General features: G+C 51.9%; 22 protein-coding genes and 1 pseudogene. 8 read left to right on the forward strand and 15 right to left on the reverse strand.

What is annotated here, in order from left to right; translation table 11 throughout:
- Positions 1–29 precede the first annotated feature (29 nt).
- The 7 genes and pseudogenes from FN001_RS11090 to FN001_RS11120 form a co-directional block, all read right to left on the reverse strand.
- Positions 30–389, reverse strand: a pseudogene (locus FN001_RS11090) (hypothetical protein); the annotation flags it as partial.
- A 325-nt stretch (positions 390–714) separates the two neighbouring features.
- On the reverse strand, positions 715–2,436 hold the full coding sequence (locus tag FN001_RS11095; protein WP_142411862.1) for an NADH-dependent [FeFe] hydrogenase, group A6: 1,722 nt from the start codon (positions 2,434–2,436) through the stop codon (positions 715–717).
- Entirely contained in the window at positions 2,433–3,722 is a 1,290-nt protein-coding gene (locus tag FN001_RS11100; RefSeq protein ID WP_142411863.1) for a complex I 51 kDa subunit family protein, read from the reverse strand. The genes FN001_RS11095 and FN001_RS11100 overlap by 4 nt, the downstream gene beginning before the upstream one ends.
- Positions 3,723–3,725: 3 nt before the next feature.
- Positions 3,726–4,226 (reverse strand): complex I 24 kDa subunit family protein, encoded by a 501-nt coding sequence (locus tag FN001_RS11105; protein WP_185911904.1) that lies wholly within the window; start codon positions 4,224–4,226, stop codon positions 3,726–3,728.
- 866 nt (positions 4,227–5,092) lie between these two features.
- Complete coding sequence (locus tag FN001_RS11110; RefSeq protein WP_118530076.1) at positions 5,093–5,515, reverse strand: PaaI family thioesterase; 423 nt, start codon at positions 5,513–5,515, stop codon at positions 5,093–5,095.
- Between the two features lie 54 nt (positions 5,516–5,569).
- Positions 5,570–6,037 (reverse strand): LURP-one-related/scramblase family protein, encoded by a 468-nt coding sequence (locus FN001_RS11115; RefSeq protein WP_118530374.1) that lies wholly within the window; start codon positions 6,035–6,037, stop codon positions 5,570–5,572.
- Positions 6,038–6,054: 17 nt separating this feature from the next.
- Positions 6,055–7,095 carry a tRNA dihydrouridine synthase gene (locus tag FN001_RS11120; RefSeq protein ID WP_142411865.1) on the reverse strand — a complete coding sequence of 347 codons (1,041 nt, stop codon included), beginning with the start codon at positions 7,093–7,095 and terminating at the stop codon, positions 6,055–6,057.
- A gap of 243 nt (positions 7,096–7,338) precedes the next feature.
- Here FN001_RS11120 and citC point away from each other — a divergent pair, with 243 nt between their 5' ends.
- Together citC and citX are read left to right on the forward strand one after the other, a co-directional pair.
- Positions 7,339–8,370 carry a [citrate (pro-3S)-lyase] ligase gene (citC, locus tag FN001_RS11125; RefSeq protein ID WP_118530080.1) on the forward strand — a complete coding sequence of 344 codons (1,032 nt, stop codon included), beginning with the start codon at positions 7,339–7,341 and terminating at the stop codon, positions 8,368–8,370.
- A gap of 92 nt (positions 8,371–8,462) precedes the next feature.
- Positions 8,463–9,998, forward strand: a complete 1,536-nt coding sequence (citX, locus tag FN001_RS11130) for a citrate lyase holo-[acyl-carrier protein] synthase (protein WP_142411866.1) — start codon at positions 8,463–8,465, stop codon at positions 9,996–9,998.
- Here citX and FN001_RS11135 read toward each other — a convergent pair.
- The 4 genes from FN001_RS11135 to FN001_RS11150 form a co-directional block, all read right to left on the reverse strand.
- A complete protein-coding gene (locus FN001_RS11135; protein WP_118530084.1) occupies positions 9,955–10,428 on the reverse strand; it encodes a type IV pilin protein in 474 nt (157 codons plus the stop codon). The two genes, citX and FN001_RS11135, sit on opposite strands and share 44 nt — an antisense overlap.
- Before the next feature lie 161 nt (positions 10,429–10,589).
- Complete coding sequence (locus FN001_RS11140; RefSeq protein WP_142411867.1) at positions 10,590–12,977, reverse strand: xanthine dehydrogenase family protein molybdopterin-binding subunit; 2,388 nt, start codon at positions 12,975–12,977, stop codon at positions 10,590–10,592.
- A 95-nt stretch (positions 12,978–13,072) separates the two neighbouring features.
- Positions 13,073–13,537, reverse strand: coding sequence for a (2Fe-2S)-binding protein (locus FN001_RS11145; protein WP_118297480.1), 465 nt, complete (start codon positions 13,535–13,537; stop codon positions 13,073–13,075).
- Between the two features lie 113 nt (positions 13,538–13,650).
- Positions 13,651–14,436: an FAD binding domain-containing protein gene (locus tag FN001_RS11150; protein ID WP_142411868.1), complete on the reverse strand. Its 786-nt coding sequence runs from the start codon at positions 14,434–14,436 to the stop codon at positions 13,651–13,653.
- Between the two features lie 198 nt (positions 14,437–14,634).
- Between FN001_RS11150 and FN001_RS11155 the strand changes: the two genes are divergently transcribed.
- The 5 genes from FN001_RS11155 (at position 14,635) to FN001_RS11175 (ending at position 19,519) form a co-directional block, all read left to right on the forward strand.
- Positions 14,635–15,741 carry an ABC transporter substrate-binding protein gene (locus FN001_RS11155; protein WP_142411869.1) on the forward strand — a complete coding sequence of 369 codons (1,107 nt, stop codon included), beginning with the start codon at positions 14,635–14,637 and terminating at the stop codon, positions 15,739–15,741.
- A 13-nt stretch (positions 15,742–15,754) separates the two neighbouring features.
- On the forward strand, positions 15,755–16,711 hold the full coding sequence (locus FN001_RS11160; RefSeq protein WP_243121997.1) for a FecCD family ABC transporter permease: 957 nt from the start codon (positions 15,755–15,757) through the stop codon (positions 16,709–16,711).
- Between the two features lie 5 nt (positions 16,712–16,716).
- Positions 16,717–17,697 carry an ABC transporter ATP-binding protein gene (locus FN001_RS11165; protein WP_142411871.1) on the forward strand — a complete coding sequence of 327 codons (981 nt, stop codon included), beginning with the start codon at positions 16,717–16,719 and terminating at the stop codon, positions 17,695–17,697.
- Between the two features lie 132 nt (positions 17,698–17,829).
- Complete coding sequence (locus FN001_RS18480) at positions 17,830–18,216, forward strand: winged helix-turn-helix domain-containing protein (RefSeq protein ID WP_142411872.1); 387 nt, start codon at positions 17,830–17,832, stop codon at positions 18,214–18,216.
- Positions 18,098–19,519 (forward strand): NTP transferase domain-containing protein, encoded by a 1,422-nt coding sequence (locus tag FN001_RS11175; RefSeq protein WP_243122009.1) that lies wholly within the window; start codon positions 18,098–18,100, stop codon positions 19,517–19,519. Before FN001_RS18480 ends, FN001_RS11175 begins: the two co-directional genes overlap by 119 nt.
- 215 nt (positions 19,520–19,734) lie before the next feature.
- Here FN001_RS11175 and FN001_RS11180 read toward each other — a convergent pair whose 3' ends face one another.
- Complete coding sequence (locus tag FN001_RS11180; RefSeq protein WP_142411874.1) at positions 19,735–21,138, reverse strand: uracil-xanthine permease family protein; 1,404 nt, start codon at positions 21,136–21,138, stop codon at positions 19,735–19,737.
- Positions 21,139–21,550: 412 nt separating this feature from the next.
- Here FN001_RS11180 and FN001_RS11185 point away from each other — a divergent pair, with 412 nt between their 5' ends.
- Positions 21,551–22,597: a transglutaminase domain-containing protein gene (locus FN001_RS11185; protein WP_142411875.1), complete on the forward strand. Its 1,047-nt coding sequence runs from the start codon at positions 21,551–21,553 to the stop codon at positions 22,595–22,597.
- Between the two features lie 143 nt (positions 22,598–22,740).
- On the opposite strand, the gene udk is transcribed toward FN001_RS11185, so the two are convergent.
- From udk to FN001_RS11200, 3 genes are all read right to left on the reverse strand, one after another.
- Positions 22,741–23,361, reverse strand: coding sequence for a uridine kinase (gene udk / locus FN001_RS11190; RefSeq protein WP_142411876.1), 621 nt, complete (start codon positions 23,359–23,361; stop codon positions 22,741–22,743).
- Between the two features lie 55 nt (positions 23,362–23,416).
- Positions 23,417–24,337 (reverse strand): carbohydrate kinase family protein, encoded by a 921-nt coding sequence (locus tag FN001_RS11195; RefSeq protein ID WP_118297490.1) that lies wholly within the window; start codon positions 24,335–24,337, stop codon positions 23,417–23,419.
- A gap of 99 nt (positions 24,338–24,436) precedes the next feature.
- On the reverse strand, positions 24,437–25,591 hold the full coding sequence (locus tag FN001_RS11200) for a BMP family ABC transporter substrate-binding protein (protein ID WP_142411877.1): 1,155 nt from the start codon (positions 25,589–25,591) through the stop codon (positions 24,437–24,439).
- Between the last annotated feature and the right edge of the window lie 21 nt (positions 25,592–25,612).

Genomic DNA, 25,612 nt, shown 5'->3' on the forward strand with positions numbered 1-25,612 from the left:
GATTCTATCTGCATTTTAAGATAGCAGGGTCAAAAGTCGGAAATCCGATGCAAGCTTGCCTGCAAGAGCTTATTTTCCGTAATCTCGCCCATGGCCTTTGCGATGTCGCGGAAGCGGTTCGCATTGCCGATCAGGTTGAACTCTTCCACATGCGGGAGAAGGATCGCGTTGCAGACACCGTGCGGGCGATTGTACATACCGCCGAACTGGTGAGCCATCGCATGGACATATCCGAGGGATGCGTTATTGAATGCGATACCTGCGAGATACTGTCCGTAAGCCATCTTGTCGCGGGCCTTCATGTAAACTCCGTTTGCAACTGCTTTCGGGAGATACTGGGTGATCATCGTGATCGACATCAGCGCTGCCGCATCGGTCAGCGGGTTTGCATTCCTTTTTGTTTTGCTCTGACGTCATGTTATCACGGACATATGTCTTTGTTAAGAGGATTTTCAAACTTTTTGTTTGCTATTTTATTTTTATGTTACAAATAGTTTGTTTTTGTCGTAATAAACAGGACTGTCCTGCCAAACCATCTGCTGCCGGCGGCAGCTCCTACCGCGGAAGTACCTGGATATCAGGAAACAGCAATCTCCGATATCGAATGAACTCTTCTCATGAGGATATTTTCAACGCAGAAAAAGCGCATTCTGTCTGTCATTGCTAATGTTGTAATGACAACAGAACACGCTCTTCCATTGCAGTTTTCTATGTCTATCTCAACAGATCCTGCCTGTTAAAATACGTCGTATGCAGCAGCTTATGCGCTTTCTCGCTGCACGGCTCCCCGAGGTATGTCTCGTAGACGCGCTTTACCGCCGGATTCTTGTGGGAAAGGCGGATCGGGAGGTTCTTTTCGGCCTCGTAGATGGCTTTCTTCCGCTCTTCCATGATCTTCCAGGTCTTCGGCGGATTTCCGCCGCCGCCGATGCAGCCGCCCGGGCAGGCCATGATCTCGATAAAGTGATAATCAGCCTTTCCCTCTTTTATCTTTTCCAGAAGAATCTTCGCATTCTTGATTCCATGAGCCACCGCCACACGGATCTCCGTGCCGTTCAGATTCACAGTCGACTCCTTGATCCCCTTAAATCCGCGCACATCCGTATACTCCAGGCGCGGCATCTCCTGTCCGGTCACAACCGCATAGACTGTCCTGAGTGCCGCCTCCATAACACCGCCGGTCGCACCAAAGATCAGGCCTGCCCCGCTTCCCTCGCCGAACGGATCGTCGAACGGGGTATCCGGAAGTTCAGAAAAATCGATCCCGCCCGCACGGATCAGGTTTGCGAGCTCCTGGACCGTGATCGAGATGTCGACATCCTGATATCCGCTGTCACGCATCTCCGGTCTCGTACACTCAAACTTTTTCGCCGTACACGGCATGACGGACACGCTGCAGATCTCGCCAGGATCAATGCCTTCCCGCTCCGCAAACCAGGTCTTGATCATCGCCCCGAACATCTGCTGCGGAGATTTCGCGGTGGAGAGGTGATCCGTCAGGTTCGGCGCATACGTCTCACAGTACTTGACCCATGCCGGACAGCAGGATGTGATCATCGGCAGAGTTCCGCCGTTTTTCAGGCGGTGCAGAAGTTCCGTTCCTTCCTCCATGATCGTCAGATCTGCGGAAAAATCGGAATCAAACACTTTATAAAATCCGAGACGTTTTAACGCAGACACGAGTCTTCCGGTGCTGACCACGCCCGGCTTTTCCCCGAGTGCCTCCGCAAGTGTGATCCGGACAGACGGGGCCACCTGGATGATCAGCTTCTTTCCGAGCTCCTTCTGCTTCATGAGCCCGTATGTATGGTAATGGACTGTCAGGGCGCCCGTCGGACATACCTGGACACACTGGCCGCAGCCGATACAGTTCGTGTCTGCGAGCTTCTCGCCGTAAGCCGGAGCAACTAACGTATGGAAGCCGCGATTTTCCTTCGAGAGGACGTTGATCCCCTGAATATCGTTGCACATCTCAAGACATCTGCCGCAGAGAATACACTTCTGAGGGTTTCGCATGATTGCCGGGGAAGACCAGTCCTCCTCCTGATGGCGGATCTGTGTGTCATAGCGGATATCGAGGTGCATGCCGAGATCCTGAGCGACCTTCTGGAGATCACATTTTCCGCTCTTCGGACAGACGAGACAATTCTGCGGATGTCTTGCAAAGATCAGCTCCAGGATATTTCTGCGCGCCTTCAAGACCTTCGGGGACGCCGTCTGAACGACCATGCCCTCAGCGACCGGGGTGCTGCAGGCAGTCGGAAGAAGTCTCTGTCCTTCCACCTCCACCACGCAGATGCGGCAGACCGCCTTAATGCTCAGGTCCTCATGGTAACATAATGTCGGAATATGGATACATGCTTTTTTCGCCGCCTGAAGGATCGTCGTTCCCTCTTCCACCTCAACAGGCTGGCCGTCTATGATCAGATGGATCATCGGTAAATTCCTCCTTTCCCGCTGCATACCGGACAGAAATCTTTATCAATATGGTGCAGATATGCGTTCCGGAAGTTCTGAATGCTGGTGCGGACCGGGACCGCCGTAGAATGGCCGAGTCCGCAGAGCGCAGTGAGCTGCATCGTCTCTGTCAGCTCGTCGATCTTTTCGAGATCCTGGATCGCGCCGTGTCCCTGGGCGATGCGGTTCACAAGATTGTAGAGCTGCTGACCGCCTTCCCGGCACGGGGTGCATTTTCCGCAGGACTCACCGCGGAAGAAATCAAGGTTGTTGAGCACGATGTCGACAATACAGTTCCGGTCGTCGATCACGAGGATCGTTCCGCAGCCGAGTCGTCCGCCTGACGCAGACACCGAGTCGATATCCAGGTTCATGTCGATCTGATCCGCATTGATGATCGCGCCGGAGGTACCGCCGGTCTGGACGCCTAAAAGCTTATGGCCGTCCGGGATGCCGCCGCAGACTTCATAGATGATATCTTTTAAATTCACACCCATCGGAAATTCAAAGACACCTCTCCGGACCACGTTGCCGCAGACCGTGAAAAGCTTTGTTCCCGGGCTGTTTTCCGTTCCGATGGACCGGTACCACTCCGCTCCGTTTTTGATGATCGGTGCGAGGTTTGCAAGAGTCTCGACGTTGTTTAACATTGTCGGTTTTCCGAACAGTCCGTGGATGCTCGGGAATGGCGGACGGAATCTCGGCTCCCCGCGTTTTCCTTCGATCGATTCAAACAGGGCTGTCTCCTCACCACAGACATATGCGCCCGCGCCGGACCGGAACTTGATTTCAAAATCATACCCGCTCCCCATCATGTTCTTTCCGAGATATCCGAGCGATTCCGCATGGAGCAGGGCCGCCTGCATGACCGGGAAAAGATACGTATATTCCGCGCGGAGATAGATGTAGCCGACATGGGCGCCGACCGCTTTCCCGGCGATCGCCATTCCCTCAAAGATCGAGCACGGGTCTGTCGACAACAGGATCCTGTCTTTGTTTGTTCCAGGCTCTCCTTCATCTGCATTACAGACGATGTAGCGGACCGGATCCGCCGCATTTGCCGTAAACTGCATCTTTCTCCAGGTCGGGAATCCCGCTCCGCCGCGGCCGCGAAGTCCCGCTTCCTTCACCGTCTCGAGGATCTCCTCCGGGGTCATCGCGAGCGCTTTTTCGAGAGCTGCAAATCCGCCGTTGTCCGCGTATTCCTGCGCATTTTTCGGGTCAATTTTTCCACGATTCTTTAAGAGTACATGAACTTCCTGCATGATCTACACATCCTCTCTGATATATTGTTTGATGATCTCCCGGACAGATTCCGGGGTCAGGTTTCCGTATGCCCGGTCATTGATCATGATCGCCGGGGAGATCTCGCAGAGTCCCAGGCACGGGCAGTATTCCAAGGTAAACCTTCCGTCCTCAGTCGTCTCGCCGATCGAGATTCCGAGCTGATCCTCGATGGCCTCCACGATCTCCTTCGCTCCGTGGACATGGCACGGGGCGCTCTTGCACATGCGGACGATGTATTTGCCCTGAGGTTTCACCGAAAGCATCGCGTAAAAGGTTACAAAGCTGTAGACCTGGTTCATCGGGATGTTCATCTCCCTTGCGATGACACTGGCGACCGCTTTTGAGAATGCCGGCACAACCTTCTGCGCCCGGATCAGGACTGTCATCAGCATATCCGGACGGTCTTTATATTCCGCCGCGATCGCAGCTACCTGTACAAGCTTCGACGCCGGCGTCTTGTAAACATAACTGTCTCTCTCCATGTTGCTTCCTCCCATCTGCATTGAGTCCTCGCCCACTGCTTGTCGCTTTACGCAATAGAAGCAAGGGACTGCCTTGATTCTTCAAACTAAATATTTGTGTGAATTACTTATTGTCTGATTTTATTTCGCATTATATCGCGGACATATGTCCATGTCAAGAGGATTTTCATACTTTTTGTTTGTTATTTTGTTGTCGCATTACAGTTTGTCTGGTTTTTATCAAACACTCCGTCGCAAATCTATCCCTTCCGGTTCCGGGATCCTGTCGGTTCTCACACAAAATCCCGCAATTGACGAACCCAAAAGTTGCCGCTATAATAGCGTTAATTTAAAACGTCTTATCGCATATCCGATTTCATTAAAACAAACGGAACCGAAAACGCCGGCATCGTATTAGCTGGCGGTGTTCTCCCGATCGAAGCACTGAACGCAGCAAAGGGAACCGCATGGGCAGAGGACATGATGAGCCTCATCCAGAAACAGTAGATCCCGGGACTTACCAAATGGTACAACGAAGGCAGCAAAGAAGAGCTTGCAGCAATTCCATGACTCATTACGAATGACAAAGTTGTATACGGACCGCTCTACCGCAACCCGAAGCGCATCTTCGGAATCGTTCTCAACTATCTCGACCATGCCGGAGACATCGGCTGCGCAGCAACTAGGCCGGAACGAATGCTTAACCGGTAAACAAAACAGGATTTCTTTGCAGGGCATGCTGCCGGCGGCTTCTGCGGATGGCCAACAGCAAAACGAGAGACAGGATCTGGTTTTTACCGGATTCTGCCTCTCGTTCTTTATAAAACAGCATTTCCCATTCTTTATCAGAATGCATATCACAGTTACATCTTTCTCTTGCTTCTGTCTTACTCTCCCATACAGTAAAACGTAAACTCTCCCTCTGCCAGCACCTTCCCGGTTTCCGACTCCATCACCTGGGATTTTGTGAAGCAGACGGTTTTTCCTCGCTTCGTGATCTTTGCGACTCCGCGGAGCTTCTTCGCGCTGCTGCCGCGGAGGAACCGGAACGAACTGTCCAGTGTCACGTATTTTCTTCCGTCATTCCTCGTCACAAGTCCTGCTGCGATCTCCGCCATCACAAACATCAGTCCGCCGTGGACTGTCTGCATGGCATTTAAGGAATCCTCCGTAACCTCCGCACACACTTCGGCTGCGTCCTCGGACAAAGCGACTGCGCGGATGTTGTTGTGGATCATGAATGGATTGGTGCGGTTTACGCGCTCCATCTGTTCTACGAATGTTTCTTTTGGCTGTTTTTCTGTATCCATCTTATTCCTCCTGCTGCTCTCTTCGTATTTTTGTGCTGAATGACATGATCTCATCTATTTCGTACAGTTCGCCGCATCGATCGCGATCGCCAGCATGAGCGCCATGACCTCATCCTTCGGATCCACGATGTCGATCACATAGGTATCGCCCCATTGAAACGGCTTTTTTGAAATATGGACCGCCACACAGCACGCCTCATAGACATCATATTCCCACGCCAGAAAGTCTCCCTCACACCGCCATCCGTTGTAATCCAACTCATAGCGCGGCTTGAAAAAGGAAAATTCTTTCTGAACACTTCCGGCCTCTTTTCCTCCGATTTCGATATCAAAACACGGCAAAACCGCAAACAGCCGCTGTTTCACCATGCCGACTTCCTTTCCACTCTTATCATACACGTGGATCTGATGCCCCAGCGCAAAAAATTCCGCTTTTACGAAATACTTTGGGTTCTCATGTTCATCATAGACGTCATAGGTATCGGTCCATGAGAAGACTCTTTGTTTGATCAGTAACTGCATAGTGGCCTCCTTTCCGACTATCTGTTTGCATCCCATCTTGCAAATACTTCCTCCACCGCCGCCAGATATTCCGGCACATGCTGCGATTTACGGATCTTTTTGGCGAGTTTTTCGCTGTCCGGCACTTCTGCCAGCATGTAGCTCCAGAGATCTTTCATCCGGAACAGAAGATTCCGGTCGCCGGACATGGTCTCGCGGTAGTGTTCAAAGAGGGCGTCATGGAACTCGCGGATCCTCGGCAGGATGTCCCCTTTGTTTCTATTCCCTTGAGTCTGTAACTGCCCATCTGCTTCAAAAATCCTAACTCCGTTTTCAAGACGATCCGTACAAGCTTCCGTCTCTTCCTGCAAGATCATCTCCGCCAACGCCGGATTCCGGATCAGTCCTCTTCCGATCATAACCGTCCCGACTGTTGGAAACTTTTCCCGAAATTCTTTTGTCTTCTCCACCGTAAACAGATCCCCGTTATACACGACCGGATTTCTGCTCTCCTTCAAAATGTCTGCAAATACATCGAGATGCGGGGTTCCTTTATAAAATTCCTTCTGGATCCGGGGATGGACCGTCAGTTCATGGATCGGGTAGCGGTTATAAACCTGCATAAGTTCCGGCCACTCTTCCACCTCATTCTTCCCGATCCGTGTCTTTACCGAAACGAGGAATTCACCATTCCGCACTGCTGCGTCTGAAAACACCTCATCAAAAAAGCGGTCCAGATCATCCGGGTAGAGAAGAAATCCGGAACCTTTCTTCTTTGCCGTGACCGTTCCGGACGGACATCCGAGATTCAGGTTGATCTCCCGGTATCCCATCTCTGAGAGTTTCTTCGATGCAAGAAGAAAATCCCCAGCCCTGTTTGTCAGGATCTGCGGAACGACCGGTACCCCGGCATTGTTTTCCGGCAATACATCCCTCATCTCCTTCACGCTCATCCCCTGTTCCGGTCCCGGCGCCAGAAACGGAGTAAAATATTTCTCCACACCGCCAAAATATTTGTGGTGCAGGTTTCTGTATGGATAGGTTGTAATCCCCTCAAGCGGGGCAAAATAGATATGCATGTCTTATGTTCCTCGTATCGTTCGTTTGATTTTTCATTATCGTACCACATTTTATTGCTACAGGCAAATTTCTCTCCTTTTCTCTGGAAAACCTGTCCCATTTCCACTATACTATAGGTACACGGAAAGATCATCTTTCCGCTACCACAGCACTTTCCTTCTGCGGACCTTTCCTGAGCAACCTCCGCAGAACTGTTATGGCAACATGCGCTTGGCTTGAATATTTTTGGAGGTGTTTTCGTTATGACAGATTTAAGTATTCATGAATTATCCCTTGGATTCGCTCACGATAAACAGATGCTGACCGATTTTCTCGCAAAGCATCATTTAAATTATGAAGATGATATCGAGGCGGCATTCGGCGTGTTCGATGCCGATGAGAATCTGACCGGCTGCGGATGCTGTGCCGGGAATCTTTTGAAATGTTTTGCGGTCGATGAAAGTCTGCGCGGGCAGAATGCGCTCGGAAGTCTCGTCTCCCGCCTTGTGGAAAACCGCTTTGCCGCCGGTCATTACGATCTTTTTGTCATCACCCGGCCGAAAAATAAGGTACTCTTTACCTCCTGCGGATTCTATCCGTTAGCGGAGACAGAGTCCGTTCTGATGCTGGAAAACAAGAAAAATGGACTCGACAATTTCTATAAAAAGTTTCTTGCCGGGACCGAAGATTCCGACAACATCGGCTGCATCGTCATGAACTGCAATCCGTTCACAAAAGGCCATCTTGCACTGATCACCTACGCGGCCAGAGCCTGCGACCTGCTCCACATCTTTGTGGTCGAGGAAAACCGCTCCCAGTTCCCGTTTGCGGACCGCCTGCGCCTTGTCCGCGAAGGAACCGACCACCTTGCGAACGTCATCGTTCATCCGTCCGGCCCATATATGATCTCCAATGCGACCTTCCCGACCTATTTCTTAAAGGAAGGCGAAGACGCCGCAAAGATCCAGAGTGAGCTCGATATCACCCTGTTCGCCTCCCGGATCGCACCGCTTCTTCATATTAAAAAGCGCTTTGCAGGGGAAGAACCGTTCGATCCGGTGACGAGAAATTATAACGAAGCCATGATCCGGATCCTGCCCCGCTATGGGATCTCCTTCATAAAGATCGACCGGATCACCACCGAAGGCCCGGACGGAAAACCGGAAGTTATCAGCGCTTCCCGCGTCCGCAAGCTCCTCGCCGAGCATGGCGTAACGGATGAAGTACTTTCCCTGGTGCCGGAATGTACTGCGAAGTATCTGAAAGAAAAGTTTTCTGCTGAAAGTACACACTAAGGCAGGAATCCGTTTCAAATCGGCTGCGCAGACGGGATTTTTGCCTTCAGACCTACTGAACAGTTACTTCTTTTACAACATGGGAGGTATCCATGAACCTGACCGACGTGATCACCGGCACTCCGGTGACTTCCGAAGAACTCCGCGCCGCAAGAGACCGGCGTATACTGAAAAAGTGGGAGCTGCTCTCCGCAGGAGACGGCTCCTGCCTTGTGGAATTTTCCTTAAATATTGCCGGAGCGGTGAAAGTGTTTCCTTTCTCCCGTGCCGCGTTTCGCGAGGAACTCCGGGAATTGCAGGAAAAACTCGGCCGCTTCTCCATAAAAAATACAAAGATCTGTGAAGAGCCAACCGGCGATCACGCCTTTTTTCTCCTGGATTCCCCGGAAATCCCGGTCAAACAGTTTCTCGTCTCCATCGAGGAGAGTCATCCGCTCGGCCGTCTCTTCAATCTCGATGTGTGCGGACTGGACGGAGTTTCCGTAAAGCGGCAGGATCTTCATCTCCTTCCCCGCACCTGTCTGGTGTGCGGCGGGGATGCGAATACCTGCCTGGCCCAAAAACGCCATTCCATGGAACTCATCCAGTGGCAGACGGCAAAACTCTTTAACGATCATTTCAGGGACCGCTCGGCAGATCTTGCCGCCTCCGCAGCGGTCCGCGGACTGCTCTACGAAGTATCCACAACCCCGAAACCGGGACTTGTGGACCGGAACAACTCCGGTTCGCATTCGGATATGGACTTTTTTACATTTCTGGACAGCAGCGCTTCCCTGATCCCATGGTTCCGGGAATTTTTCTGTCTCGGGTGGGACCATGCAGACGAGGCGGACGAACAGATCTTTGAGCGGCTCCGCTATGCCGGGCAGCGCGCGGAGACCGCCATGCTCTCCGCCACGCACGGGATCAACACCCACAAAGGTCTTGTCTTCGCCTCTGCGATCCTCTGCGGGGCGCTGGGAAAAGTCCATGCAGGAAAGAGTCTGCCGCTTCCGGCCGGGGAAGTTCTCAGCGAATGCAGGAAGCTTGGAAGCTGTTCACTCGGTGATCTGGCAAAACTTTTCAATCATCAGAACAAGTCGTCCCACGCTTCTTCCATTGATGTGAACTCGCAGGATAGCCGGGGTTCTATGCCGATGGACACCAAAAATCATCCCCCACAAGCTGAACCATCCGCCTTGTCGAACGGCGAGCGAATCTTCTCCGCCTACGGAATCCAGGGAGCCAGAGGAGAGGCTGCTGCTGGTTTTCCTTCCGCTGTCCGGATCGGACTTCCGGCACTCAAAAAATGGCTTGCCGCCGGTTTTTCCTTAAACGATGCGGCCGCCATGGCACTCCTCACCCTGATCTCGGAGGCCGATGACACCAACATGGTGCACCGCGGCGGTCCGGAGCTCGCAAAAAAAAGCAAAGAGCAGGCAAAACACCTGCTCTCTGCTGTCACGAATGATTCATTCAAAGAAATATTGTCTTCACTGGACGAACAGTACATCGCCATGCACTTAAGTCCCGGCGGATGTGCTGATCTCCTGGCCGTCAGCCTGATGTTCCATTTTCTGGAAACATGCGGGATGATCAGCCCTGTTATTTCATCGTCACTTCCACACCGTCGTCCTCCGTCCATGTGATCTCGTAGGTGTCCGCTGTGTAAGTGAATCCCTGGATCTCCACCGATGCAGTGTCGATCTTCTTTAAGGAAACCGTAAAATCCGTACAGTCATCCGTGTCCTCTCCCACATATTCGTAGAGGAGACTGTCCGGATCATTCGGTTTCTTCATCAGATCTCCCGAAATCGCTGACAGGCGATCCAGGCTGATTGTTCCGGAAAGACCGTACTCCGCCTCGCAGATCTTCAGTGCCTCCGCGATCCGGTGTCCCTTTTCATAAGCTACCGCGTTCTTCGCGCGCTCCACATATCCATTGTAGACTCCGATGCTCACAGATGCAAGGATCACCATGATGACGATGACTACCATCAGTTCCACCAGGGAATATCCGCCCTGATCTTTTTTCTTTCGTTCTCTGAAGTTTCTGAAATCCCATATTTTCTTCGTCATACTCTGCCCCTGCTTTCTCTCTGCCCGGAGCAATCCGATGACGCGCCTATTCTGTTGTCACGAAACCTGCTTTTTCATGTTCTCGCCCCGGTTGATCTTCATCGTTACAGTTTGTTTATAACATATGGTCATATCGCATTCTATTGTCCGAATTCCGTCAATCATTTCGATTCCAGCACTGCCATCGCGATCTTTTCCGGTGTGATCGGCAACTCATAAAATCTTGTCCCTGTTGCATTGTAGATCGCGTCCGCAACTGCCGGGAGCGGGGTGTTGATCACGACTTCACCGATCGATTTCGCGCCGAACGGTCCCTCATTCTCATAGCTCGACTCAAAATCGACCCGGATCTTTCCGATATCCACGCGGGTCGGGATCTTATACTGCATCAGGGAATTTTCCGCGAGCTTTCCAAGTTTATTGTAGGTAATATTTTCCGTGAGCGCCATTCCGATCCCCTGCAGGATCCCGCCTTCCGCCTGGACTCTCGCAAGGTTCGGGTTCACCGGCGTTCCGCAGTCGACGGCGGCGGCATAATCGATGATCTTCGCCTCACCTGTCTCAAGATCCACCTCGACCTCCGCGGCTCCGACCATAAACGGCGGCGGAGAGATCGGGGAGCTGTTCGTCACGGTCGCCTCGAGAGCGATCCCATTTCCGCACATGGAGGCGGTGGCGATATCTGCAAGGGAAACCTGCTGTTTTTCTGCTGAGCCTAAATTCTCAACATTTTCCGGCTGCGGATTTGAATTCTCTCGTTCGTCCACGACATGGATTCCTGCCGCTTTTTCCGGATCGACCGCACTTTTTTTCTCTCTCCGTACAACCTTCCCGTCAAACACGACCTCATTCTCCGGGCAGTTCATCATCTGTGCACCGAGTTTGCAGATCTGTTCCCGAACCTGCAGTGCACACTTTTCGACCGCTTTTCCCGTGACATACGTCGTACTGGACGCGTAGGAACCGGAATCATACGGCGAAGTATCCGTGTCCGCGCCGAACACCGTGATCTCATCGACAGAGCACTCGAGAACCTCCGCCGCGATCTGCGCCAGGATCGTATCACAGCCGGTTCCCATATCGGCTGCACCGATCGACAGCGTGTAGAATCCGTCGTCGTTCACCTTGATCGTGGCACTTCCCACATCGACGGACGAAATACCGGATCCCTGCATCGCCATTCCCATGCCGACCGCGCGGACCTTTCCGTTGCCCATATCGCGGACCGGATATTTTTCGTCCCAGTGGATCATCTCTTTCACACGCGCAAGACAGCGATCAAGCGCACAGCTCGTATTGACCTGACCGTAATAGGCCGGCATCACGTCGCCCTCTTTGATGATGTTCTTCTCGCGGATCTCAAACGGATCCATGTGAAGCTTCGCGGCAAGTTCGTTCACCGCGGACTCCACCGCGAACAGTCCCTGTGTCGCCCCGTATCCACGGTACGCCCCGGCAGACATCACGTTCGTGTATACAACATCACTCACAAACCGGAATGCCTTCGCCTTCCCGTAGAGCGGGATGGATTTATGCCCGGAAAGTCCGACCGTTGTGGGACCATGTTCCCCGTAAGCGCCCGTGTTGGACAGCGTGTACATGTCGATGCCGTTGACGATCCCGTCCTTACTTGCACCGAGACGCACATGGACTTCCATCTCATGGCGCGGTGTAGAGGCGGTCATGCTCTCCTCGCGGGTAAAGATGATCTTTGACGGTTTCTTTGTCATCCAGGTCACATAAGCCGGATAAACCTCGCTGATCGATGTCTGCTTCGCACCGAATCCGCCTCCGATCCTCGGCTTGCTGACGCGGATCATGGACTTCGGGATATGGAGCGCATTGGCGATGATCCGGCGGCAGTGGAATACGATCTGGGTGGAGCTGACCACGTTGAGGCGTCCGTAAGCGTCGATCGTACAGAACGTCCGGAATGTCTCCATCATCGTCTGCTGACATGCCTTCGTGTGATAGACATGGTCGATCACAACATCGCTCTCCCTCAATACTTTCTCGATATCTCCCTCTCCCGATTCGTCATGGGCGCACAGATTTCTCTTATTGTCCGCCCCGACCGGAACAAGACTCTCCCAGTTGTCCTCCGGATGCACCAGGATCCTGTTGTCCTTCGCCTTCCTGAAATCAAGGAGCGGTTCCAGGACCTCGTACTGGACTTTGATGAGCTTTAATGCCCGGTCCACGCATTTTTCATCGCGACCGGCAACGATCGCGACCACATCCCCGACGTAGCGGACATGCCGGTCAAGCAAGAGTCTGTCATACGGACTCATCTCCGGATATGTCTGTCCTGCCTGCGTGTACCGCTTCGCGTCCTGCGGGATATCTTCCCAGGTATAGATCGCCTCAATCCCGTCCACTTTCATCGCAGCCGTCTTATTCAAGGAAGTCACGATCGCGTTCGCATGCGGGGAGCGCAGGAGTTTTACGATCAGACAGTCCTTCGGAGTGATATCGTCCATGTATACAGGCTGTCCGGTCACAAGCTGCATCGCGTCCTTTTTTCGGACAGGTTTATTTACATATTTCATAACTTTCGTCCTCTTTCTGTATTTGTAACAGTCTCACATCATTTGTTCTGCGTGTTGTCACGGTCCGACCGTCACACGCGCGCCTCACCGGACCGTCACCCGTTCTTTTCTTTCTTCCATGCGAGAAATGCCTGGATACCGCGAAGCTGTCCCTCGTAGCCGGAGCAGCGGCATAAGTTGCCCGCCAGATACTCCTTGATTTCCTCCGTATCCGGATATTCGTTTTCCCGGAACAGCGCCAGCGCGTTCATAATGAAGCCAGGATTGCAGAATCCGCACTGCTCGGCGCCCTGATCCGCGATAAAAGCGCCGAATTCCTTCGCTTCGTCCTGAAGTCCTTCCAGCGTCGTCACACTTCTTCCGTCTGCCCGCGCCGCAAGAACGGAGCAGGAAAGCACCGGCTTTTCATCTAAAAATACCGTGCAGAGCCCGCAGTTCGACGTCTCACATCCGCGCTTTACACTGTAACAGCCGTGATTCCGCACAAAATCGATCAGAAGAAGGTCTGCGTCGATCTCCTCCGAGATCTTTTTTCCATTTAATGTTATCGTGATGTTCATGTATGATTCCTCGTTTTTATCTGTTTCCAGTTTCTTTATGCTCCATAACGGACTGAGTTTCTTTCAGTCAGACAAAGCTTTCTTCTTTCAAACCGTTCTTCATCCGTCTGTTCTTATTCCCCCAACTTACATACCGCTCGTCTCACCAGCACCCCGGCCAGATGGTTCCGGTACTCCGCGCTTCCTCTCGTGTTGGAGCCGGTCACGATCTGTTCTTTTACACACTTGGCAGCATACTCCGCGATGTTTTCCACATTTTTGTCCTTCATATCCTCATTGGACAGCTCAAAGAGAACCGCTTTTCCCGGTCTTGCCCCGATCGCAAACCGGTATCCGGCTTCTGTCTTTGCCGCGGCACAGGTGAGGACCGGAAAATCGGTCTGCGTGTTGCGGACGGACTGGTAATCAAACGATGCCGCTTCTTTTTTTACGATCAGCCGGACCAGGATGTCCCGGTCATACGGCATTTTTGCGTACTCTCTCAACGGAATGATCCCGCCTTTGTAAAGCTCCACATAGCTGTCCATCGCCAGAAACATCGTCAGCACGTCGGAAAATCCGTATCTTCCGTAAATACTTCCTCCGACCGTCGCGAGATTCCGGAACTGGACGCCGACGATGTGACGCACCGACTCCCGCACAGCGCCGTCCGTATACCCGTTAAGTCCCGAATCAAGTTCCAGATCTCTCAATGTGACCATGCAGCCGATCCGGAACTCGTCCTCCGTCTCCTCGATCGTGTCAAGTCCGAGTCCGGACAGGTCGATCGCCGTACCGATCTGCATCTTTCCCATCTTCAGCCAGACCATGCCGCCCAGGACCCGGTTGCTCTTTTTCTGGTTTAACTGCCACGCCTCTTCCAGGCTTTCCGCTTTTTTATATTCCCTGATGACTCTCATACCATTGCTCCTCATGATCCCTCAGAATATGCAGTTGTTCCCGCCTTTTCCTGCTCTCAAAAAAGTCCGGATCCCTGTATTCTGAAGCGTTCTTCAAAAATTACTTTTATTTTAACATACTTTCTGCTATAATTCCGTTATAGTTGGAAAAATACAACGATATTCCAGCAAAAAAAGATCGAAAGAGGACAAAAGATTATGAAAAAAAATCTCAAACAGCTCTCCGCTCTGCTCTTAGCTCTCGCATTATCTGTGAGCGTAACTGCATGTGGAAGCAACACCGCATCAACAACAACTGCTGCCGCTGAGACGACCGCAGAATCCACCGAAGCAGCTTCTGAATCCGCTTCTGAGACTTCCGAGGCCGCTGCCTCCGACATGGAAGTCACCTATCCGGTTACCATCACTGACCATCTCGGCCGTGAGGTTACGATCGAGAAGCAGCCGGAATCCTTTGTCAGCGGCTACTATATCTCCACAAGCCTGATGATCGCGCTTGGTCTTGACGACAAGTTAGTCGGCGTCGAGGCAAAAGCGGACAAAAGAAATATCTATAAACTCAGCGCTCCGGAGCTCACAAGTCTTCCGTCCGTCGGAACCGCAAAAGAGTTCGATCTGGAAGGCTGCGCAGCATTAAAGCCGGATCTTGTAATTGTTCCTGTGAAATTAAAGGATTCCATCCCGGCAATGGAAGAGCTCGGTCTCACCGTGATCGCTGTCAATCCGGAGGGTGACGCAAAGCTGATGGAGACGATCGACATGATCTCCACCGCAGCAAACGTAGTAGAAAAAGGACAGACACTCGAATACTGGATCTCTGATACCACCGCAGAGCTTGTCCAGTCTCTCGAGGGAAAAGAAACTCCGTCCGTATATCTTGCAGGAAACAGCGCTCTGTTACAGACTGCTGGTCCGGAAATGTACCAGTCCACTCTGATCGAGCATGCAGGCGGCGTCAATGCAGCTTCTGAGATCACAGATACCTACTGGGCTGATACTTCCTACGAGCAGATCCTTTCCTGGAACCCGGATTACATCATTCTCGCAGCTGATGCAGACTACGATGTGGACTCCGTTCTGAACGATTCCGCTCTTGCTGACTGCACAGCCATAAAAGAAGGACATGTTTACCAGATCCCGAGCGACATCGAGGCACTCGATTCTCCGGTTCCGGCAAGCTTTTTAGGAAGCTACTACGTCGCTTCCGTTCTTCACCCGGACGTTGTAACTGAAGACGATTTCAAGACAGCAGAGAAGAATTTCTATGAAACATTCTATGGATTCACTCCGGAAAGTGCAAACTAACTCAACCCGAACCATGGCAATCTTAACACTGGCGATGACTTTTGTGGTCATCGCCTTTGTTTCTGCCCTGAGTACCGGAAAATATCCGATCACATTATCTGACCTGGCCGCCGGGGATCCGATGGCGCTCCGTACCTTCACGGTTCTCCGCCTGCCGCGCGCTGTCATGGGACTCGTCGGCGGTTTTGGACTCGGGATCGCAGGATTCGTCTACCAGACGGTCTTCCGGAATCCGCTGGCATCCCCCGACATCATCGGTGTCTCCTCCGGAGCCAGTGCCGGTGCGGCTTTCGCGATCCTGTTCGTCTCCGCCGCCGCGCCGTCCACAACGCTCTTCGCATTTTTCGGTGCTCTTCTCGCCGTCTGCCTTTCCCTCGGGCTCACCGCTCTCTCCCCGGTCCGGGACCATTCTTCCATCGTTCTCGCGGGGATCGCGGTCCATGCTCTCGCGCAGACCGTTCTCATGCTCTTAAAGCTCATGGCAGATCCGGAAAAACAGCTCGCCTCGATCGAATACTGGATCATGGGAAGTCTCTCCGGCGTCACCGCATCGAAGATCCCGTTTCCGGTCGCGATCATCCTGAGCTCCTCCGCACTGGTCTTCCTGCTCCACCGCCATCTTCTGGCACTCTCGGTCCGTGAGGATGAAGCCCGCATGCTCGGCGTATCTGTCCGGAAAACACGTTTTTTCATTCTTTTTCTCGCTACACTCACCGTCGCAGCCGCCGTCAGTGTGACCGGACTCATCAGCTTCGTCGGTCTTCTCGCTCCGCACACAGCAAGACTTCTGACCGGTCATAACCGGAAGTCCGCATGCTTTCTCAGCGGTCTCATCGGGGGGTTCCTGCTCCTGACCGCGGATATTCTTGCAAAGTCACTCGCCGCAGTGGAGCTTCCTGTCAGTATCTTTACCTCGCTCCTCGGAGCGCCGTTTTTGATCTATCTGATCCTCTCGGAAAGGAGGCGCTGATCATTATGTCTGAATATTTTTCCATTCAGGACCTCTCCGTCTCTCTGGGCGGTCATCAGATCCTGGATCATCTTTCCCTTTCAGTTGAAAATCCCGGGCATATGATCGCGCTTCTCGGACCGAACGGGAGCGGAAAGACTACCCTTTTGCGGGCCATATGCGGAGAGCTTCCCCACAGTGGCCATGTTCTCCTGAACAGGCAGGACCTCACAGCTCTCTCTCCAAAAGCTCTCGCAGGACTCGTAAGTTATATTCCACAGCAGAGCGGGATCTCCATTTCCATGAGTGCGCTGGATGTCGTGCTCATGGGATTTTACTCCCGGTTGAAACTCTTCGAACAGCCGTCTGCCAAGATGCGGGAGGCAGCCCTCCAGGCGCTCGCTTCCGTCGGAATGGACGATTTTGCGAATCGGGATTACTTAACACTCAGCGGTGGGGAACAGCAGCTCGTGATCCTGGCGAGAACACTCATTGAAGATACTTCGCTCCTGCTCTTTGATGAGCCGGACAGTTCGCTGGACCTTGGGAATAAGTACCGGATGATGGGGCTGATCGCAGATATCGTACAGGCGGCACAGGGCGGTAGATCTGCTTCCCCTGCCTTTTTTCCCTATAAAAAAGAACCTGTCTCGACACATTCTCACATTGGGCCCGATTGTTTGCAACAATCTCACTCTTTGCGTGAATGCACATCATTGGCATGTAGCGCCGATGAACCAGGTGGGCTATCTTACTCAACCGGAAAAATTCTCACAGAAAAAACTGCAATTCTCTGTCTCCACGATCCGACACTCGCACTCGCATACTGTGATATCCTGCTGCTCCTAAAGGACGGCACGCTGATTCACACGCTGCATCCGAAGACGGATCCTGTCTCCGTCATGGAGCAGGCTTTTTCTGAGATCTACGGGGAGGTGCGTCTGGTTCCGCTTCCTGATCCATCAAAATGCGCAGGGAATCGACTCGTTCTCCTGCCGGTTTTATAGCTATAGCCCCGTGATCCTGGTTGTATTTTCCATAAAACCGGCTCATGATCCTGTTCATAGGAAACCTCTGGATTTTCCTCATGATCCCTGCGCACCATACCACTGATGTACCCGAAAGAAGGTGATCTTTTCATGAAATCTGACATCCGCGTCTTTCTATGTGACAACGACAATCTCCGCTTCTTCGGCGAAGGTCCCTGCCGTCTACTCCATCTGATCGAGGAGACCGGTTCGCTGCGGGCAGCAGCACTCTCGATGGGGATGGCATACACAAAAGCGCTCCATCTCATGAAGCGTGCGGAAAAGAATCTTGGTTTTTCACTGACCGCCAGAACGATCGGCGGAAAAGGCGGCGGCGGGAGTGTCCTGACACCGGAAGCAAAGGAGTTTTTACATGATTATGAAACCTGGCGGAACGCCTGCATTCAGAGCAGCCGCGAGTTCTATACTCAGATCTTTTCTAAATATAGCCGAAACAACAGCGGCGCAGACGGCGGAAGAGAATTCCCTGGGAACTGATAGCGATCCGGTTCCGGTCAAAAAGCGGCATCTGATCATCACCGGAAGCCGCGGAAGCGGGAAGAGCACACTGCTGCGGGAGATTCTGGCATTGCCGGAGTTTCCGGCTGATACGATTTCCAGTGAAATATCTGAAAATCTCCGGAATGCGGTCTCCGCCACCTCCTCTCTGCCTGGATCCTGCCTGCCGGTGTTTCACGGATTGGAAATACATACCTCAGACATTCCGTTTTTGCCTGGTCAAGCCGAATCCCGCCTGCAGATGTTTCCCGGCTTTACAACACATGCTTTCAAACAGGACCGCGTTGAGCTGACTGACAATCTGACCGGAGAAACCTCGCGGATCGGAATTTACCGTCCAAAGTTCTCTTTCCATGCCTTTCCGGCAGATTCTGATTCCGGGAAATCGGCGGCTTCATCCGCTTCTTCCGGCAATCAGATGGCTCCGGATCTCAACGGTTTTCTCGGCGGCGGTCTTGCTTCCATAAAACGGGCGATCGACTCTCCCGCCGCTTTCGCCGTCATCGACGAACTCGGCTACCTTGAAAGCTCCTGCCCGGAATTCTGTGATGCCATTTTCCACCTGTTCGATACAAAGCGGGTGATCGCTGTTCTCCGCAGCCAGTCCACACCATTCCTCGACACCCTGCGTGCCAGAGACGATGTCTATGTCTATGATCTTGACCATCCGGTTCTCCCCGTCGGCTGTGTGATCATGGCATCGGGGCTTGGAAAACGATTCGGGTCCAACAAACTGATGGCTGATTTTAACGGAAAACCGCTGATTACCCGGATCCTGTCCGCCACAGACGGACCGCTCTTCGCGGCGCGGATCGTCGTGACGAGATCTCCGGAGGTCGAGTCTCTCTGCCGGGAGCGCGAGATTCCGGTCCTGCTCCACACGATGCCGTACCGGAACCACACGGTAAAGCTCGGTCTCTCCGCGCTGTTGGGAAAAAATCCAGATCTCGCCGGATGCATATTTGCACTCGGGGACCAGCCGCTTCTTTCGCGCGAAACGATCGAAGCGATGGTATTGACATTTTCCGGTCAATCTTCCCATCCGTGCGGCGAAATTCTCCGACTCGCATCGATGGACCAAGGCGAGATCCAATCTCCCGGAAATCCGGTTCTCTTTGATCGCTGGTATTTTAATGAACTTCTTACACTTCCGGACAACTCCGGAGGAAATGTACTCCTGAAAAAATATCCGCAACATGTCCGTTATTTCCCGGCTGCCTCTCCGCTGGAGCTTGCAGATGCCGATACACCGGAGGAATTGGAATATCTGAAAAATTTTTAGAAGTCTCTAATGTTTTTTCTTCATGTACCACAACAAGTGAAAACACGCTTCACGAGTTTCCCCTTGTTATCGCGACAGTCGCCAGGGTCTCGCGCAAGCGCAGACTTTGGCTCGTTGTTCGCGTAAATAAAACCGGAGATCATCCAGGACATACATTCATCCTGGATCACCTCCGGTTTCTTTTTATCATTCTATTATCTTTTTATCTCTGACTTCTACAGGTTCTTATCATCCTTCGGAAGCAGCAGGTTTAACAGGATTGCAACCAGCGCCGCCGGAACGATTCCGGAACCGCCGAAGATCAGCTGGACAGCCTGCGGTGTCTGCGCAAGAATTGCCGTGTTCGCTCCCATTCCATATCCGACACCGAGTGCGACTGACACGATCGTCAGATTTCTCGGAGTCATATGTTCCTTTGTGATCAGCTGGATTCCGCTGACAACGATCGAGGAGAACATCATGACTGCAGCGCCTCCTAAAACAGCCTGCGGCATAATGGAGATGATCGCGCCCAGTTTCGGGATCAGTCCGCAGAGGATCAGGAAAACTGCTCCGGATGCCAGAGCTGTTCGGTTTACGATCTTCGTCATCGTCACAAGTCCCACATTCTGGCTGAAGGAAGTATTCGGCAGAATTCCAAATAATGCTGCAAAAGAAGAACCGATTCCGTCACAGATCACGCCGCCGGAAAGTTCTTTGTCGGTTGCCTCCCGGTCCATTCCGCCTTCAATAACGCCGGAAATATCGCCGACCGTCTCAACAGCGGTCACGATAAACATGATGATGATCGGGGCGATCGCACGGACATCAAAGACCGGCTTTACCGGAAGAAATTCCGGGATACTGATCCAGCTGGCTTCCGCCACTTTATTCCAGTTTAATACCCATGCTTTTGTATATTCTGCTCCATCCGCGGTAATCCCTGAATTCGGAAGGAGCAGTCCCATAATAACCGCTGCCGCATATCCGGCAATGATCCCGATGAGGATTGCAGAGTTGCTCGCAAGACCTTTCGTCCAGTGTTTCACCATGAGGATTACGATCAGTACGAACAGCGCCAGCAGCAGATTTTCCGCCGATCCAAAGTCTTTTGCACTGCTCCCGCCGCCAAAAGAATTCACTCCGACAGAAATCAGGGACAGACCGATCGATAAAACAACGGTTCCGGTTACGACCGATGGAAAAAATTTCCGCAGCGGCTTGATAAAAGCACCGAGAACTCCCTCAAAGAGACCTCCGATGATCGACGCTCCCATGATCGCGCCGTATGTTGCAACTCCGCCGCCCATTGTATCTGCGACACTCTTAAATACGCCGATGAATCCGGAGCTTGTTCCCATGATGATCGGGACTTTTCCTCCGATCGGTCCGATCGCATAGAGCTGTACCAGAGTCACAACTCCTGCGACAAACATCGCATTCTGCAGAAGGCTGACCTGCAGACGTGCAAATTCTTCGCTTCCGCTGATCCCACACGCACCGCAGATGATCAGAAGCGGTGTCAGGTTGCCGACGAACATCGCAAGGACGTGCTGGAGTCCTAACGGGATCGCCTGCTTCAACGGCATTTTTCCATAAAATTCATAGGGTGCCCGGTTGGATGTGTTTTCTTCACTCATACATTTTCTCCTTTACGTAAAGTTCCGGTTCTTCTGTTATCATTCTGCCAGACAGTGTGACCGGATTCTTTTTGTTTTTTCTGCCACGATCTGCGGTCGGGTTCCCATTTCCGCAGTCTTATTAGCAGTATTTATGTAGTGCATCGTTATTATAAGCACAAGTTTGAAAGATGTAAATACGTAAATGAGAAAAATTTCATTTAAACCTTACAACAGTTGTAGAGTCAATGTTTTTATTGCTGGTATAAGCACTGGAAAATCATGGTCAAATATGCTATCCTAAATTGATCAGACACCAGGGTCAAAAGGTCGGAAATCTGATGCAAGCTTGCTTGCGAGAGGATTTTCGAACTCTTGACCCGCCAAAAACATGAATAAGTAGCCATTTTTCGTAGAAAGGTCTATACATACCATGGAACCATACTACTATAACCACATGGACCGGGAACGCCAGTCCGTCTACCGCGCCATGCACCAGGGACTTTTGAGTCTCGCTGACTCATTTCAGGTCCCGAAGATCGACGGTCATGCGCTGAGCGACATCTTCTTTGAACTCCGCCTGGACCACCCGGAACTCTTCTGGGCCGCAAGCTTCAAATATAAATATTACGCAGACTCTCCCAATCTGATCTTTATTCCGGAATATCTCTTCGAAAAGAGCAAGATCAAAGATCATCAGAAAGCGATGAATGCTCGGGTAGAAAAACTTGCCCGTCCGGCTGCAAAGCTTTCCGAAATCGAGAAAGAAAAATATATCCACGATTTCATCTGTGAAAACATTCATTACGATAAGCTGAAAAAGCCGTACTCCCACGAGATCATCGGTCCCCTCGGACACGGCGTCGGCGTCTGTGAGGGAATTGCCAAATCCGTCAAGATCCTCTGTGATGCTCTGGGAATCTGGTGCATGATCGCCCTGTGCGGGAATAATCCGAAAAAAGGCATCAAATACCGCCATACCTGGAATATCGTAAAGATTGGAAAAACTTATTATCACCTCGATGCAACCTTCGACAACAGCCTCGGAAAATGCTTCGAGACCGGTGCGGAGATCCGATATGACTACTTTAATCTCGATGATAAAGCCATCTTCCGTGACCATGAACCGCTGATTGCCCCGGCTCCGGCCTGCACCGACGGCGATCATTTTTACTACAAGGAGAAAAAACTCTCCTTCACAAAGCAGGAGGAAGTCTACAAACGTGCCCTGCAGACTGCGAAGAAAAACAGGACCTTCACCTTCCACTGGCGAGGCGGCTATCTGACCCGCGAAGTCTTAAAAGAGCTGATCGAACTCATCGAAAAAGCCGGAACCGAGCAGAATAAGACCGCCCACATCCAGCTAAACTGGCCCCAGGCTGTACTCAGGTTCCACTACGCTGATGATGTTTCACAGGCTGTCGTCACGATGGACGAGGCGAATGAAGGGGAAGATGGTACCATGTTATCTGACATATAAGTTATCACATAATCTCTACTTTCTTGCTACTTTCTTGCTAATATCCCGCGCAATATTAGCAAGAAAGTACACTACAAAAAACCGCCCGCTGCCAGCAACTTTACTGGCAACAGGCGGTTTTCGCATACCTACATATGAAATTTTTATTTTCCCGTGCTCTCCAACAGCTGTCCGATCTTCGATACGAAGAGGTCGAACGCCACATCGTTCTTTCCGCTATTGATCACGATATCCGCGAGAGCTCTCGTCGGCTCTACATACATGTAGTGCATCGGTTTTACGGTCGTCAGGTACTGGCTGATAATGCCTCTCAAGTCTCTGCCGCGCTCTTCCACGTCACGGACGATCCGTCTTAAAATTCGTTCATCCGCATCGGCCTCCACATATACCTTGATGTCCAGAAGATCCCGGATGCGCTCATCCGCAAGGAGCAGGATCCCTTCCACCAGAATGATCGGCCGCGGCTCGATCTTTATGATCTCGTTTGAGCGGTTGTGCTGGCTGTAATCATAGACCGGACATTCGATCGCTCTGCCGTCCTTCAATTCCTTCAAATGCTCCACCAGAAGATCCGTCTCCAACGAATCCGGATGGTCATAGTTGACCTTCACACGCTCTTCAAACGGAATCCCGTCCTGTCTGCGGTAGTAATTATCATGATAAATAACTGCCACATCATCCCCGAAATACTGTTTGATCCTGTTCGTAAATGTCGCTTTTCCGGAGCCGGAACCTCCGGCAATTCCGATAATAACGCTTTCCATTTCTGATCACCTCATAAAACGAATGTACCCGGTGCATCCCGGGTACGCTGCTATCCTACTGCACAAGACCAAATTCTTCCGGCATAAATCTCGGGCAGATATTCTCCGAAGTACAGATCACGGTCGCTGCAAGTCTAGTTCCGATCCTGCAGGAATCCTGCAGGCTCTTTCCGTAAGTCAGACCGATGCAGACACCTGAGAAGAATGCATCTCCTGCGCCTGTCGTGTCGACAACATCCACTTTTCTTGCCGGATAGATCCCGGTACTTCCGTCTTTATCCACATAGAGAGCGCCGTCCCCGCCCATGGTCACAACCATGCGGGCAATCTGCGCTGAGCGGACGCGCTCCGGAAGGACCTTCGCGAGCTCCGCCGCTGTCATGTGTTCATAATCCTCGGAAAAAAGGATCCCGGCTTCCTGCTGGTTGCAGACAAAACATGCTGTTCTGCGCAGGAAGTCCCGTCTCTCGACTGCGATCGTCATGTTGGACACGAGTGCGTAGACCTCTTTCCCATACTTTTCCGCATATGCAAATGTCTTTTTCACGATCTCCTTATCCGTGTCGATCTCGATCGCGATGCTGTCCGCGTCCTTGAAGATCTCGTCCCCATACTCATCGAGGATCTGCTCGATCGGCTTATGATCCGGTCTCTTGGAAATGGAGGCGACAACATCTCCTTCATGGTCGAAAACGGCAAGCCATGTTCCCATGCCGTTTTCGACCTTTTTCATATACTTTGTCTCAACTTTATGGCGTTTCAGCTTCTCGATCACATCATCACCCATCGCGTTGTTGTCCACAGCGCTGATGAACGTCGGCTTTAACTCGATGTTTGCGATATTCTCCGCCACATTTCTTGCTACTCCGCCATGGATCTGAATGACCGTTCCGGCATTTCTTCCCTGCGGGATATACGGGGATAAGGAATATCCCTTAATATCAATAAAAACATCTCCGATTACAACGATTCCCATCTTATATATTCTTCTCCTTTATCTCTAGCATAACGCTTTCACAACATCTGGGGCAGTTTCCCATTCCAGACTGCCCCAGACAAAAATTTTTCCCTGATCTTATCTCTGTCCCTTATCATACGGGATTCCTTCCGCCTTCGATGCTCTCGACTTCTTCGAAGAAACCGCCAGGACCAGCTGTGTGGTGTCCTCCGGAAGTCCGACATAGTTCTGGGACATGTCGTCTTTGGAGACAAGACCGAGATTCTCCACTTTGCCGACATGGTCCGCCCATGTGCCGTCGTAGATGATGGAATCCAGTGTGGAATTGACCGTCGCTGTCAGGCTCTTCATCGCGGATGTGACCGTCATTCCGGTGCCGTATGCGTCGATGATCGGAGACTGGTCAGGGTCCACGCCGATGACCTTTCCGCCGACTTTCACCGCTGCCTCCGCCGCAGACGTAAAGATACCGCCGCCGCAGGCGAAAACGACCTCGGTTCCATTGTTATACCAGGTGTCCATCGCCGCCGTGATCTCCGTAGAGCCGTAGAACTGTCCGCCGTAGGCATACTCGATCGTCACGTCATCCGTGATCCCCATCTCTTTCGCTGATGCGTCGATCCCCTGTACATAACAGTAACCATATCTCATAACTCCCGGCACTGCCTGTCCGCCGAGGAAGCCGAGATGGCGGTAGCCAAGCTTCACCGCCGTGTAACCGGCGAGATATCCAGGGATCGCCTCCTGGTAGATCGCGAGGTAGGTGTTTCCTGTATTGTAATAATCCGCAACATTGTAGGCGTCCGGATCATCGTAATAGGCATTTCCGACTGCAGCCGCTCCGATGTCCCCGGCACTCATGTCCAGAACGATAAACTTGATATCCGGGTATTTGAATGTCGTGTCAACAACTGTCTGGGCAAATACATATCCCGGCATGACGATAATATTGTAACCTTCCGCTACCGCAACATCCACCATCGCGGTTCTCGCGTAGTCCGTATCCCCATCCGGCTTTTTGTAGGTGAAATCAATGTCGTGTGCCTTGCAGTAATCTCTGCTGGCCTCATAAGTAGTCTGGTTGAATGACTGATCTGTGATGTCGCCGGCATCGGTGATCATACATACCCGGTAGTCCGAGCTGCCTGTATTCTCCGTCGTCACCTGGTTCGATCCGCATCCGGCAAGCAGAAATGTCATCATGGACGCCGCAAGAAGCAGCGCTACCCCCCTTTTTACATTTTTGCATCCTTCTTCTCCTCCGTTACTCATACTCTTTTTCCAGTCCGTGCA

Origin of the sequence: Clostridium sp. Marseille-P7770, from assembly GCF_902143525.1 — a bacterium.
Classification (GTDB): Bacteria; Bacillota; Clostridia; order Lachnospirales; family Lachnospiraceae; genus Pilosibacter.

Coding starts and splice junctions, on each gene's coding strand:
- FN001_RS11095 (WP_142411862.1), bottom strand. CDS start 2,436: ATGATCCATCTGATCATAGACGGCCAGCCTGTTGAGGTGGAAGAGGGA.
- FN001_RS11100 (WP_142411863.1), bottom strand. CDS start 3,722: ATGCAGGAAGTTCATGTACTCTTAAAGAATCGTGGAAAAATTGACCCG.
- FN001_RS11105 (WP_185911904.1), bottom strand. CDS start 4,226: ATGGAGAGAGACAGTTATGTTTACAAGACGCCGGCGTCGAAGCTTGTA.
- FN001_RS11110 (WP_118530076.1), bottom strand. CDS start 5,515: ATGGATACAGAAAAACAGCCAAAAGAAACATTCGTAGAACAGATGGAG.
- FN001_RS11115 (WP_118530374.1), bottom strand. CDS start 6,037: ATGCAGTTACTGATCAAACAAAGAGTCTTCTCATGGACCGATACCTAT.
- FN001_RS11120 (WP_142411865.1), bottom strand. CDS start 7,095: ATGCATATCTATTTTGCCCCGCTTGAGGGGATTACAACCTATCCATAC.
- citC (WP_118530080.1), top strand. CDS start 7,339: ATGACAGATTTAAGTATTCATGAATTATCCCTTGGATTCGCTCACGAT.
- citX (WP_142411866.1), top strand. CDS start 8,463: ATGAACCTGACCGACGTGATCACCGGCACTCCGGTGACTTCCGAAGAA.
- FN001_RS11135 (WP_118530084.1), bottom strand. CDS start 10,428: ATGACGAAGAAAATATGGGATTTCAGAAACTTCAGAGAACGAAAGAAA.
- FN001_RS11140 (WP_142411867.1), bottom strand. CDS start 12,977: ATGAAATATGTAAATAAACCTGTCCGAAAAAAGGACGCGATGCAGCTT.
- FN001_RS11145 (WP_118297480.1), bottom strand. CDS start 13,537: ATGAACATCACGATAACATTAAATGGAAAAAAGATCTCGGAGGAGATC.
- FN001_RS11150 (WP_142411868.1), bottom strand. CDS start 14,436: ATGAGAGTCATCAGGGAATATAAAAAAGCGGAAAGCCTGGAAGAGGCG.
- FN001_RS11155 (WP_142411869.1), top strand. CDS start 14,635: ATGAAAAAAAATCTCAAACAGCTCTCCGCTCTGCTCTTAGCTCTCGCA.
- FN001_RS11160 (WP_243121997.1), top strand. CDS start 15,755: ATGGCAATCTTAACACTGGCGATGACTTTTGTGGTCATCGCCTTTGTT.
- FN001_RS11165 (WP_142411871.1), top strand. CDS start 16,717: ATGTCTGAATATTTTTCCATTCAGGACCTCTCCGTCTCTCTGGGCGGT.
- FN001_RS18480 (WP_142411872.1), top strand. CDS start 17,830: ATGAAATCTGACATCCGCGTCTTTCTATGTGACAACGACAATCTCCGC.
- FN001_RS11175 (WP_243122009.1), top strand. CDS start 18,098: ATGAAACCTGGCGGAACGCCTGCATTCAGAGCAGCCGCGAGTTCTATA.
- FN001_RS11180 (WP_142411874.1), bottom strand. CDS start 21,138: ATGAGTGAAGAAAACACATCCAACCGGGCACCCTATGAATTTTATGGA.
- FN001_RS11185 (WP_142411875.1), top strand. CDS start 21,551: ATGGAACCATACTACTATAACCACATGGACCGGGAACGCCAGTCCGTC.
- udk (WP_142411876.1), bottom strand. CDS start 23,361: ATGGAAAGCGTTATTATCGGAATTGCCGGAGGTTCCGGCTCCGGAAAA.
- FN001_RS11195 (WP_118297490.1), bottom strand. CDS start 24,337: ATGGGAATCGTTGTAATCGGAGATGTTTTTATTGATATTAAGGGATAT.
- FN001_RS11200 (WP_142411877.1), bottom strand. CDS start 25,591: ATGAGTAACGGAGGAGAAGAAGGATGCAAAAATGTAAAAAGGGGGGTA.